Below are 12,556 nucleotides of genomic sequence, written 5' to 3'. Positions count from 1 at the left end.
CTCCTCGATCAGCGGTGCTCAGTACAGCAGGCGCGAGAGCTTGGCCCGGTAGGTGCTCACCAACGGATCATCGCCGAGGAGGTCGAAGATCATCAGCATGCCCTTGCGTGCGGCATCGTCGCCGTAGCCGCGGTCCTTGCGCATGAGCACGAGCAGGTTGTCCAGGGCGGCGGCGTAGTCACCGGCGAGCACTTGCTGTGCGGCGAGACCATAGCGCGCGGCACTGTCGTCGGGCGCGTCGGCCAGGCGCGCCTCGCACGCCGCGGGCGCGGGTGCCGCCGCGGCGGCCGCGGTGAAGGCCAGCTCGCCTCGCAGCCGTGCGACCGCCGGGTCGGTGGCGAGCTCCAGCGGCGTGTGCTCCAGCATGTCGGCGGCGGCATCGTAGTCGCCGCGGGCGAGGGCAAGACGGACCTCGGCGGGGAACAGGTGCTTGTTGTCCGGGTCCTCGGCGCGCACCTCGGCGAGCAGGGAGGCGGCGGTGTCGAGCGCACCGTTGCTGATGTGCTCGGCGGCGGCGGCGATGCGGCGGTCGCTTTCGCGCTCGATGTGGCGGGACAGGAATTCGCGGATCTGGCCCTCGGGCAGGGCGCCCATGAACTGATCCACGGGCCGACCGTCCTTGAACAGCTGCACCGTGGGCAGGCTGCGGATGCCGAAGGCGGCGGCCAACGACTGTTCGGCTTCGGTGTCCACCTTCGCCAACAGGAATGCGCCGCCGAGCTCGTCGGCGAGCTTGGCGAGTATCGGCATGAGCTGACGGCAGGGGGCGCACCAGTCGGCCCAGAAGTCGACGAGAACAGGCCGTTGGCTGGAGCCGGCGATGACCACCTGCTCGAAGTCGGCCTCGGTGACATTGACCACGTAGGGTGATTCGGTCATACACAACTCCGGAGGGTTCTGCGGGTGGTGACACCCGCGACGACATTGGAAAATAATTGGTCAGTCACATTGATTCAAGCAGGACCGTTGCGGGCGGGTGCGCCCGGGAGGAATACCTTGATGGCCGAGCCACTGCACTTGGTCTGTCCCCACTGTGATGCCGTGAACCGGCTGCCGGCCGCGCGACTCGGCCGGGCGCCCGCGTGCGGCAAGTGCCATCGCCCGCTGTTCGATGCCCATCCGGTGGCCCTCGATGAAGCGCGCTTCCAGCGTCATGTCACCCGCAACGATATTCCGGTGCTGGTGGACTTCTGGGCGCCCTGGTGCGGCCCCTGCAGGATGATGGCCCCTGCCTTCGAGGCCGCGGCGGCCCGCCTCGAGCCCCGCGCCCGGCTGGTGAAAGTCAACACCGAGGAGGCGCAGGGGCTGGCCATGCGCTTCGGCATTCGCTCCATCCCGACGCTGGCGATGTTCCGCGGCGGCCAGGAGATCGATCGCCGGGCCGGCGCCATGGATACGTCGCAACTCGTGCAGTGGGTGCAGACGTTCCTGTGAGTGGAGCCGGGGGCGGGCGCGACGGCGATCCCCGAATCATGCCACACTGAGATCGCCTCCGATGCCCGCCGGGCGATGGCCCCCGCAGCGCTGCCACATGGACAGCATGCGGGCCATGATTTACCATCGTCGGTCGGGTGCGGTCATGCCTGGATGCCGGTGCTGCCCGCCCCATGCTCCACGCGGCTCGATACGGCGACAGACTCGATGGCTGGCGCCGCACCGCCCTGCGTCTGCCCAACACCCTTAAGGTCTGGCCGGAGGTCGACTTGCGCCAACCCGCAGTGCTGGTCTTGGAAGACGGCTCGGTCTTCCGCGGCATCTCCATCGGAGCAGCTGGACAGAGCGTCGGTGAGGTGGTCTTCAATACGGCCCTGACCGGCTACCAGGAGATCCTGACCGACCCCTCCTACAGCCGCCAGCTGGTGACGCTCACCTATCCGCATATCGGCAACACGGGCGTCACCGACGAGGACGAGGAGTCCGCTGCTGTGCACGCGGCCGGGCTGGTCGTCCGCGACTTACCGGCGCGAGCGAGCAACTGGCGTCGCCAGCAGGACTTATCGACATACCTGCGCCTGCAGGGTGTGCCCGGCATCGCCGACATCGATACCCGCAGGCTGACGCGGATCCTGCGCGAGAAGGGGGCGCAGAATGGTTGTCTGCAGGCGGGCGAGGGCCTGGACGAGGCGGCGGCACTGGCGGCGGCGCGAGCCTTCCCGGGGCTCGCCGGCATGGATCTGGCGCGCTCGGTGACCACGGCGCAGCCATACACCTGGACCGCGGGGCTGTGGTCATTGGCGCTCGGTCAGGGGGCCCCGCGCGCCGACGATGACCCGGCGCTCGCGCACCACGTCGTCGCCTACGACTTCGGCATCAAGCGCAACATCCTGCGCATGCTCGCCGCGCGCGGCTGCCGCATCACCGTGGTGCCCGCCGAGACGCCGGCGGCCGACGTGCTGGCGCTGCGCCCCAACGGCGTCTTCCTGAGCAACGGGCCCGGCGATCCTGAGCCCTGCGACTACGCCATCAGAGCTATCCGCACCCTGATGGACGCGGGGATGCCGCTCTTCGGCATCTGCCTCGGACACCAGCTGCTCGGGCTCGCTTGCGGGGCGCGCACGCTGAAAATGAAGTTCGGGCACCACGGCGCCAACCATCCCGTGTTGGAACTCGCCACCGGCAAGGTCATGATCTCGAGCCAAAATCATGGCTTTGCCGTCGACGAGGCCACGCTGCCGGCGGAGGTCATGGCGACCCATCGCTCGTTGTTCGATGGCTCCCTGCAGGGGATTCGTCACCGCGAGCGGCCGGCGTTCAGCTTTCAGGGACATCCTGAGGCGAGCCCCGGCCCGCACGACGCGGCGCCGCTGTTCGACGGCTTCATCGCCGCCATGGCCGAGCGTGCCTAATATCAACGCCGGATAGCAGCGCCGGATCTCACAGCTCGATACCGGCGCCAGACACCAACCACGCCCACAGGGCGCTGCCGCCGACGACCTAGCGCCCGGGTGAGCCTGGCACCGGCGCGTCTGGCGGCGGCGGTAGCAGCGAAGCAACCACGAAGTCAGCGGTCATGCCAAAGCGCAGCGACATCCACAGCGTGCTCATCATCGGCGCCGGGCCCATCGTCATCGGCCAGGCCTGTGAGTTCGACTACTCCGGCGCGCAGGCCTGCAAGGCGCTCAAGGAAGAGGGCTTCCGGGTCATCCTGGTCAATTCCAATCCGGCCACCATCATGACGGACCCGGAGATGGCCGATGCCACCTACATCGAGCCCATCAACTGGCGGGTGCTGGAGCGCATCATCGAGCGCGAGCGCCCGGATGCGCTGTTGCCCACCATGGGCGGGCAAACGGCGCTGAACTGTGCCCTGGATCTGGCCCGCGAGGGGGTGCTGGAGCGCTTCGGCGTCGAGATGATCGGCGCCACGCGCGAGGCCATCGATAAAGCCGAGGACCGCGATCTGTTCCGCCAGGCCATGCGGCGTATCGGTCTGGGTCTGCCGCGCTCGGCCATGGCGCACAGCTTGGAAGAGGCGCAGCAGGTGCAGGCGCAGGTGGGCTTCCCCGCCATCATCCGGCCATCGTTCACCATGGGCGGCAGCGGCGGCGGCATCGCTTATAACGCCGAGGAGTTCGAAGACATCTGTCGCCGCGGCCTGGATCTCTCGCCCACCCGTGAGCTGCTGATCGAAGAGTCGGTGCTCGGCTGGAAGGAGTTCGAGATGGAGGTGGTGCGCGATCATGCGGACAACTGCATCATCATCTGCGCCATCGAGAACTTCGATGCCATGGGTGTGCACACCGGCGACTCCATCACGGTGGCGCCGGCGCAGACGCTGACGGATAAGGAATATCAGATCATGCGCGACGCCTCGCTGGCGGTGCTGCGCGAGATCGGCGTCGACACCGGCGGCTCGAACGTGCAGTTCGCCATCAATCCCGATGACGGGCGCATGATCGTCATCGAGATGAATCCGCGCGTCTCGCGCAGCTCGGCGCTGGCATCCAAGGCCACGGGCTTCCCCATCGCCAAGGTGGCTGCGAAATTGGCGGTGGGCTATACCCTCGATGAGCTCCGCAACGACATCACCGGCGGGGCGACGCCCGCCTCTTTCGAGCCGAGCATCGATTATGTCGTCACCAAGATACCGCGGTTCGCCTTCGAGAAGTTCCGCGAGGCGGACTCCCGTCTGACGACACAGATGAAGTCCGTCGGCGAGGTCATGGCCATCGGCCGCACCTTTCAGGAGTCCCTGCAGAAGGCCCTGCGCGGGTTGGAGACCGATCGCGACGGGCTGAACGGCGCCATCAACCCCGCCGACGCCAAAGCCACGGATAGCCTGCGCCGCGAGATCCGCCAGCCGGGGCCGGACCGAATCTTTTATATCGCCGATGCCATGCGCATGGGCTGGTCGGTAGAAACAGTCCAGGGGCTCTCCGGCATCGATCCCTGGTTCCTCGCCCAGGTGGAAGAGCTGGTCGTGCTCGAGGCCGAGGTCAGGGCGGGGGGCATCGACGGCCTGAACGCCGAGCGGCTGCGCATGCTCAAGCGCAAGGGCTTTTCCGACAAGCGCCTGGCGACGCTCGTGGGCAGCGATGAGGCGCGCATCCGCCGACTGCGCCGAGACCATGGCATCCGCCCGGTCTTCAAGCGCGTGGACACCTGCGCCGCGGAATTCGCCACGGCGACGGCCTACATGTATTCCACCTACGAGGAGGAGTGCGAGGCGGCGCCCTCGACGCGGCAGAAGGTCATGGTCCTCGGCGGCGGGCCGAACCGCATCGGCCAGGGCATCGAGTTCGATTATTGCTGCGTGCACGCGGCCCTGGCGCTGCGTGCGGACGGCTACGAGACCATCATGGTCAACTGCAACCCGGAGACCGTCTCCACCGACTATGACACCTCCGACCGGCTGTACTTCGAGCCGCTGACGCTGGAGGATGTGCTGGAGGTGGTGGCGGTGGAGCGTCCGCTGGGTGTCATCGTCCAGTACGGCGGGCAGACACCGCTCAAGCTGGCGCGGGACCTGGAAGCGGCCGGCGTGCCCATCATCGGCACCTCGCCGGACTCCATCGACCGGGCCGAAGACCGCGAGCGCTTCCAGCGTCTGGTGCACGCGCTCAATCTCAGGCAGCCCCCCAACGCCACCGCCCGCAGCGAAAGCGAGGCCCTGGAGCAGGCTGCCGCCATCGGCTACCCGCTGGTGGTGCGCCCGTCCTATGTGCTGGGCGGCCGGGCCATGGAGCTGGTGTACGACGACATCGAGCTGGCCCGCTACATTCGCAATGCCGTCAGTGTCTCCAACGAGGCCCCGGTGTTGCTGGATCGGTTTCTCGATAACGCCATCGAGGTCGACGTGGATGCCGTCTGCGACGGCGAGCAGGTGCTCATCGGCGGCATCATGGAGCACATCGAGCAGGCGGGCGTGCACTCCGGCGATTCCGCCTGCTCGCTGCCGCCCTACACCCTCTGCGCCGACGTGCAGCAGCGCCTGCGCGAGCAGATGACCCAGCTCGGGCTCGCGCTGGGCGTGCGCGGCCTCATGAATGCGCAGTTCGCCATCCAGGACGATGAGATCTTCATCCTGGAGGTGAACCCCCGGGCCTCGCGCACCGTGCCCTTCGTCTCCAAATCCGTCGGCGTGCCCCTGGCCAAGGTGGGGGCCCGTTGTATGGCCGGACGCAGCCTCGCCGAGCAGGGCCTGCGGCTGGACGTCGCACCGCCGCGCTACTTCGTCAAGGAGGCGGTGTTCCCCTTCGTCAAATTCCCGGGTGTGGATACGGTGCTCGGCCCGGAGATGAAATCCACCGGCGAGGTGATGGGCATCGGTAATAGCTTTGCCGAGGCCTTTGGCAAGGCTGTGGAGGGCGCCGGTCAGTCGCTGCCCAGGCGCGGTAACGCCATGCTCAGTGTGCGCGCGGCGGACCGTGAGCGTCTGGTGGCGGTGGCGCAGGCACTGCACGCCCTCGGCTATACCCTCTACGGCACCCATGGCACCGCCCGCGCCGTGCGCGAGGCGGGGATGGCATGCATCGGCGTCAACAAGGTCAAGGAGGGGCGTCCGCATATCGTCGATATGATCAAGAACGACGAGATCGTGTTCATCGTCAACACCACCGAAGGCGCCCAGGCCATCGCAGACTCCGCCGAGATCCGCCGCGCGGCCCTGCAGCACAAAGTCACCTACACCACCACCATCGCGGGCGCCGAGGCCACGTGCATGGCCCTGCGCCAGGGCGACCTCCTTAGCGTCAGCCCGTTACAGGCGCTTTACTGACCTCCGCGTCGACGCTACGCTTGAAGCCGACGCAGTCGCCAGCTACAGGCCACCGCATTCACGGGGCGGGCTGCTGCATCCGGTTAGCCAACCGCGTGTCGGCCACTTGATCTGCGCCGGCGATCCCGCAGCGAAACCAACACAACACGCCGTGCGCGGATGCTCGCGCCACGGCGCGGAAGAGGATTTCACACATGACCCAGGTACCTCTCACCGCCAGGGGCGCCGAACAATTGCGCGCCGAGCTCGAGCACCTCAAGAAGATCGAGCGCCCACGCATCATCGAGGCCATCGCCGAGGCGCGTGCGCACGGCGATTTGAAGGAGAATGCCGAGTATCACGCCGCGCGCGAGCAGCAGGGCTTCGTCGAAGGCCGCATCCAGGAGATCGAGGGCAAGCTCTCCAATGCACAGATCATCGATGTCGGCCAGTTGCCCCGCACCGGCAAGGTCGTCTTCGGGGTCACCGTCACCGTGCTCGATGTGGACAAGGACGAAGAGCGCACCTTCGTCATCGTCGGCGACGACGAGGCGGACATCAAACAGGGCAAGATCAGCGTCAGCTCGCCCTTCGCCCGCGGCCTGATCGGCAAGAGCGAGGGCGACGTGGCCATGGTTGAGGCGCCCGGCGGCAAGCGGGAGCTTGAGGTGCTCGAAGTCCGCTACGAATAATCATCGGTCCGCCGTCCAGGGACGGCGTCCAAAGACTGGAGACTGGAGATGACGATGTCTCGGCTGGCCATCTTTCTGCTTGGTATCATCTGTGCCGTTCCTGCCCATGCGCTGCGCTGTGGCACCGGTGTCGTCAGTGAAGGTGACAGCACTTTCGAACTGCTGCAGACCTGCGGTGAGCCGGCGCTCCGAGAAGAGACCGAGCGCCAGGTGCCCTATCAGATCTACGATCGTGTCCACGATCGCTACACCACCGCGTACGACACCGTACCCATGGAGATCTGGACCTACAACTTCGGTCCGCGGCGCTTCATTCAGCGCATCACCATCGAGGAAGGACGTATCAAGCACATCGAGCGCGGTGGCTACGGCTACTGAAGTGACCGGTCTCGCCGACGCCGCAAAGCGTCGGACGGTCCGCGGCGGCGGTCCGACATGTGCTGCATATCCTGGCGCTCGCAGGCAACCTGCGAGGCGCGTTGCATTCCCATAACCGGCGCCGGCCGCATCGGTGCTCCGCTGCGGGAATCAGCGCTGTCCCGTCCGCAGGTCATGGGGGAAGCCGCATGTACGTCATCACCAACCGCGCAGTCAGGGAGACCAAGCCCGGCGAGCCCTCGGACCTGACTATGTTCGGCGAGCAGCCGAATCCCGCAGGTCCCAATGAGCTGCGCATCGTGCGCGTCGAGCGTTCGGGCGACGATTGGGTTGCCCACACGCTGAAAGACGTCTTGTTGGTCCGCGAGGCGCGTGCGCTGCGCGATCAGTGGAACCTGGACATCGATCCCAGGGCCATCCGCCATGCCAGTCTGCAGGTGGCCTGTGATCTATACGAGCAGACCCGCACGACGGGCCGCAATCTCGCTGTCTATGTGCATGGCTACAACAATGACATGCGCGATGTGGTTGAGACCGCCGAGCGTATCGAGCGCGACCATGGCGTGATCTGCTTGGTTTTCAGCTGGCCCGCGAACGGCGGTGGTGTCATCAGCGGCACGCTCGCCTATCGTCGCGACAAGAAGGACGCCCGTGCATCCATGGATGCGCTGAACCGGTTCTTCGAGAAGCTGCAGTTCTTCCACGAGACACTGACGGCGGGGATGCGCAAGACGCTGCGCGCCCAAGCCGTCGAGCGCCATCCGAGCAACCCCGGGCGCGCTCAGGCCCTCTATGCGAAGCTCTGCAGCGAGGGGTGCGGCACCAAACTGAGCCTCCTGTGCCACAGCATGGGCAATTATCTGCTCAAATACGCGCTGCAGCCGGGCATGAGCGGTGCGCGCTCGCTGATCTTCGACAACGTCTGCCTGATTGCTGCGGACGCCAACAACGCCGGCCACGACACCTGGGTACAGGCGCTCGATGTGCGCAATCGTGTCTATGTGTTCATCAACGAGGATGACTTCGCCCTCAAGTGGTCGCGGCGCAAGCCGGGCGAGGAGCAGCTGCCGCGGCTCGGCAGCCACATCAAGAACCTCGTCGCCGTCAATGCCTTCTATGTGGATGTCACGGGCGCAGTGGGTGTCGGCGACGCCCACGGCTATTTCGTCGGCGCTGTGCTGAGTGTCAATGTCAAGCTCAAGCAGGTCTTCACAACGGTCGTGAACGGCGCCAGCGCGGAGAGCCCACCGGGCTCGGTACTGGCGTTCGCCGCCGATCTCAACCTGTATCGACTGGTCGGCGATTGACGCCGCCCGCGACACGCCTCGCGCCGATGCTCGTGGGGACGCCGCGACGCCGTGCCGTGATCCGTCACGGCAGGGCGCACACCCCACAGACAGGCCCATGGATGTCCGCTGCAGACCCAACTTCGGGGTATCATGTGCGATTGCTTTGGATATTTCGGAGATACGCACCATGGCGAGCTACAAAACGAACGAATTCAAGGGTGGTCTCAAGATCATGCTGGATGGTGATCCATACACCATCGTCGAGAATGAATTCGTCAAGCCGGGCAAGGGGCAAGCCTTCAATCGCGTCAAGGTCCGCAACCTGAAGACCGGCCGTGTGGTGGAAAAGACATTCAAGTCCGGCGACTCGGTGGAGGCGGCGGACGTCCACGAGACAGACCTGCAGTACCTCTACAATGACGGCGAAATGTGGCACTTCATGGACACCGAGACCTTCGAGCAGATCGGTGCCGACGCCGCCGCCGTGGGCGATGCTGCCAAGTGGCTGAAGGAGCAGGATCTGTGCAAGGTCACGCTCTATAACGGTGCCCCGCTGTCCGTGGATCCGCCGAATTTTGTCGTGCTCACCATCACCGAGACCGACCCCGGCTTGCGCGGTGATACCGCCACCGGTGGCACCAAGCCCGCAACGTTGGAAACGGGCGCCGTGGTCAATGTGCCGCTGTTCCTGGAGGCGGGCGAGATGATCCGCGTCGACACCCGCAGCGGCGAGTATCTGTCCCGCGCCAAGGAAGCCTGAGCGGCGCATCACGGTGTGCAGGTGCACGCATGCGCAGCCGCGCCGCACCGGCGGGTGCCCGTGCCCGTCGGCGCCGGTGCTCACGCCGGCCGCGAGCGTCCATCGAAGGCGCTCGCGCAGGTCCATGCGCGCAACCTTCAGCCGCCGATGTGCTTAGGCCGGATTTGCCGTGACCCGCGACGACCCTTGGCGCCCGTGCGCCGATCACACGGCGCTGCGCGCCCGCGCACGACTCCTCGCCGAGCTGCGGGCATTCTTTGCGGCGCGCGGCGTGCTGGAGGTCGAAACCCCCGTCCTCAGCGCCGCGGCAAACCCTGATCCGGCCATCGAGCCGCTGCATCTGCAGGCGGATCTCACCGGCACGGGCGCGCGGCGTTGGTTCCTGCAGACCTCGCCGGAATTGCCGATGAAGCGTCTGCTCGCCGCCGGCAGCGGGCCCATCTACCAGGTCTGCAAGGTATTTCGCGCCGACGAGTGTGGTCGCCGGCACCATCCGGAATTCTCACTGCTGGAGTGGTACCGACCGGGATTCCCGTTGGAGGATCTGATGGACGAGGTGGCCGCCCTGGTGCGCCGACTCCTCAGCCGCCCGGCATTGCCCATCGAGCGTCTGCGCTACCGCGACCTGTTCCTGGATACGCTCGGCATCGATCCATGGACTGCCACGCCGGCGCAGCTGCGCAGCGTCGCCGCCACCCGCGGCATCGCCGGCGCCGGCGAGCTGGCGCTGGACACCGACGGCTGGCTGGATCTGCTGCTCAGCCATTGCCTGGAGCCCCATCTCGGCCGCGGCCGCCTGACCTTCGTCCAGGACTATCCGCCGAGCCAGGCCGCCCTGGCCCGGGTGCTGCCCGGTCCACGGCCGGTGGCGCGACGCTTTGAGGTCTATCTCGCCGGCATGGAGTTGGCGAATGGCTTCGATGAGCTGTTGGATGCGGCAGAGCAACGCCGGCGCTTCCGTGGCAATCAGGTGCGGCGAGCGGCGCATGATCAGTGTCCGGTGAGCCCGGATGAACGTTTCCTCGCGGCGCTGGAGGCGGGGTTGCCGCCCTGTGCCGGGGTCGCCCTGGGCCTGGATCGGTTGCTCATGTGCGCACTCGGCGCCGAGCGCATCGACGCGGTGCTCACCTTCTCAGCGGACCGGGCCTGAGCGCATGGGCCGCGGTCGTGATCGGCGGCGCACCAGGATTGTGCAATATCCCGTTGACCGGTGCGTACTGCGCACCGGCATAGGGCGCACCGGCTGGATGCTCCTGGTGTGAGTCCGGCGGATGTGACGGCTTTCCCAGCAACGTGAATGGCTTGCTACTTTGGCTTGGTCTTTGCTTGGCAGGCGTTGCCATGGCGGGTGTGCCAGCACCCGCTGCAATTTCCTCGAGACGGAGCCAGACTAGATGCCGAAACGTGCCACCGCCCGGACCACAAGTGTCCGTGCCCGACTGATTCAATCCTTCACGCTCGCCGCCGGCCTGGTGCTCGGCGCCGGCCTGTTGCAGGCCGAAGACCAGGACGACGCAGCCGCCGGCGACACCATCAAGGTGGGTGTCCTGCACTCGCTCTCCGGCACCATGGCCATCAGCGAGACGACGCTGAAGGACACCATGCTGATGCTCATCGAGCAACAAAACGAGAAGGGCGGCCTGCTCGGCAAGCCGCTGGAGGCCGTGGTAGTCGATCCGGCGTCGGACTGGCCGCTGTTCGCCGAGAAGGCGCGTGAACTGTTGGAGCAGGACAAGGTCGCCGTGGTGTTCGGCTGCTGGACGTCGGTGTCACGCAAGTCCGTGTTGCCGGTGTTCGAAGAGCTGAACGGACTGCTCTTCTACCCGGTGCAGTACGAAGGTGAAGAGTCCTCACGCAACGTCTTCTACACCGGCGCAGCGCCCAACCAGCAGGCCATCCCCGCCGTCGACTACCTGAAAGACGAGCTCGGCGTGGAGCGCTGGGTGCTGGCGGGCACCGACTACGTCTACCCGCGTACCACCAATAAGATCCTCGAGGCGTACCTGAAGCAGAACGGTGTCGCCGAGGAAGACATCATGATCAACTACACGCCCTTCGGCCATTCCGATTGGCAGTCCATCGTCGCCGACATCAAGCGCTTCGGTTCCGCCGGCAAGAAGACCGCGGTGGTCTCCACCATCAACGGCGACGCCAATGTGCCGTTCTACAAAGAGCTCGGTAACCAGGGCATCTCCGCCGAGGATATCCCCGTCGTCGCCTTCTCCGTGGGCGAGGAGGAGCTCTCCGGCATCGACACCAAACCGTTGGTGGGGCATCTGGCGGCGTGGAACTATTTCATGAGCGTGCCCACCGACGACAACGATGCCTTCATCGAAACCTGGCATACATTCATCGAAAACCCGGATCGGGTCACCAATGACCCCATGGAAGCCCACAAAATCGGCTTCGACCTCTGGGTGAAGGCGGTGGAGAAGGCCGGCACCACCGATCCGGACGCCGTCATCGACGCCATCGTCGGTCTCGAGACCCAGAATCTCACCGGCGGCACGGCGACCATGCTGCCGAACCACCACATCACCAAGCCCGTGCTCATCGGCGAGATTCAGGAAGACGGTCAGTTCGCCGTCGTCTGGCAAACCGATGCGGAGGTGCCCGGCGACGCCTGGTCCGACTACCTGGAAGGCTCCAAGGATCTCAAGGGTGACTGGACCGACCCGGTGAACTGCGGCAACTACAACACCAAGACCAAAGAGTGTCTCGGCAGCGAGTCCGCCGAATAGGCCGCGCCGAGCCCGGCAAGCGGCGGTTCGCCAACGCGCACCGCCGCGGGCTGGATGGTGGTCGTCGCACGGGCGCCCGCAGGGCTGGGCCGGTGAGATTTGCCGGGCCCATACGCCGGGTGTCGGCGATGGTCGTCACCAGCCCCGCAACGACTGATAACGCATCGGCGACGGCTGTCCGTCAGCGCCCTGATCGCTCAACCGGCGATCGGCGCACGCCGCCGCCCGTGCCTGTGGAACGCAACGAACAACGCTGAGAACGCTGCACTCATGGGCTCGCCGCGCCTGTTCAGATTTCATCGTCCATCCGGGACTGTGCCCACCCCGCCGGTTGCAGCACTGCTGCTGCTGCTCTTTGGCGTCGCGGCAGGCGGCGCATCCTGGGCGCAGGCCGTCCCCGACGTCGCCGACGGCGACTCGACACCTACCGCCACCGCCGCTGCGCCGCAGCCCGGCGGTGGCAAAACGGAGGCGTCGCCGGCGACCACTGTCGATGCCGA

10 protein-coding genes are annotated in these 12,556 nt (G+C 66.4%); 9 read left to right on the top strand and 1 reads right to left on the bottom strand.

What is annotated here, in order from left to right:
- Positions 1-18 precede the first annotated feature (18 nt).
- A complete protein-coding gene (gene trxA / locus QZ588_RS06700) occupies positions 19-879 on the bottom strand; it encodes a thioredoxin (RefSeq protein WP_295541115.1) in 861 nt (286 codons plus the stop codon).
- Between the two features lie 120 nt (positions 880-999).
- Between trxA and trxC the strand changes: the two genes are divergently transcribed.
- The 9 genes from trxC (at position 1,000) to urtA (ending at position 12,056) form a co-directional block, all read left to right on the top strand.
- Positions 1,000-1,434, top strand: coding sequence for a thioredoxin TrxC (gene trxC / locus QZ588_RS06695; RefSeq protein ID WP_295541113.1), 435 nt, complete (start codon positions 1,000-1,002; stop codon positions 1,432-1,434).
- Between the two features lie 269 nt (positions 1,435-1,703).
- Complete coding sequence (carA, locus tag QZ588_RS06690) at positions 1,704-2,846, top strand: glutamine-hydrolyzing carbamoyl-phosphate synthase small subunit (RefSeq protein ID WP_295541111.1); 1,143 nt, start codon at positions 1,704-1,706, stop codon at positions 2,844-2,846.
- Positions 2,847-3,010: 164 nt separating this feature from the next.
- On the top strand, positions 3,011-6,217 hold the full coding sequence (carB, locus tag QZ588_RS06685; protein ID WP_295541110.1) for a carbamoyl-phosphate synthase large subunit: 3,207 nt from the start codon (positions 3,011-3,013) through the stop codon (positions 6,215-6,217).
- A gap of 194 nt (positions 6,218-6,411) precedes the next feature.
- Positions 6,412-6,888 carry a transcription elongation factor GreA gene (greA, locus tag QZ588_RS06680; protein WP_295541109.1) on the top strand — a complete coding sequence of 159 codons (477 nt, stop codon included), beginning with the start codon at positions 6,412-6,414 and terminating at the stop codon, positions 6,886-6,888.
- A gap of 48 nt (positions 6,889-6,936) precedes the next feature.
- Entirely contained in the window at positions 6,937-7,266 is a 330-nt protein-coding gene (locus tag QZ588_RS06675) for a DUF2845 domain-containing protein (protein WP_295541107.1), read from the top strand.
- A 188-nt stretch (positions 7,267-7,454) separates the two neighbouring features.
- Positions 7,455-8,573, top strand: a complete 1,119-nt coding sequence (locus tag QZ588_RS06670; protein WP_295541105.1) for an alpha/beta hydrolase — start codon at positions 7,455-7,457, stop codon at positions 8,571-8,573.
- 169 nt (positions 8,574-8,742) lie between these two features.
- Positions 8,743-9,315: an elongation factor P gene (efp, locus tag QZ588_RS06665; protein WP_295541103.1), complete on the top strand. Its 573-nt coding sequence runs from the start codon at positions 8,743-8,745 to the stop codon at positions 9,313-9,315.
- A gap of 169 nt (positions 9,316-9,484) precedes the next feature.
- Positions 9,485-10,465, top strand: coding sequence for an EF-P lysine aminoacylase EpmA (gene epmA / locus QZ588_RS06660; protein WP_295541101.1), 981 nt, complete (start codon positions 9,485-9,487; stop codon positions 10,463-10,465).
- Positions 10,466-10,709: 244 nt separating this feature from the next.
- Positions 10,710-12,056 carry an urea ABC transporter substrate-binding protein gene (gene urtA / locus QZ588_RS06655; RefSeq protein ID WP_295541099.1) on the top strand — a complete coding sequence of 449 codons (1,347 nt, stop codon included), beginning with the start codon at positions 10,710-10,712 and terminating at the stop codon, positions 12,054-12,056.
- The last annotated feature ends 500 nt before the right edge of the window (positions 12,057-12,556 follow it).

The sequence above is a fragment of the uncultured Thiohalocapsa sp. genome, from assembly GCF_913062725.1.
In the GTDB taxonomy this organism is placed as follows: domain Bacteria; phylum Pseudomonadota; class Gammaproteobacteria; order Chromatiales; family Chromatiaceae; genus Thiohalocapsa.
The sequence above is the reverse complement of the archived record's forward strand: the minus strand, read 5'-3'. Positions and strand labels throughout refer to the sequence as shown.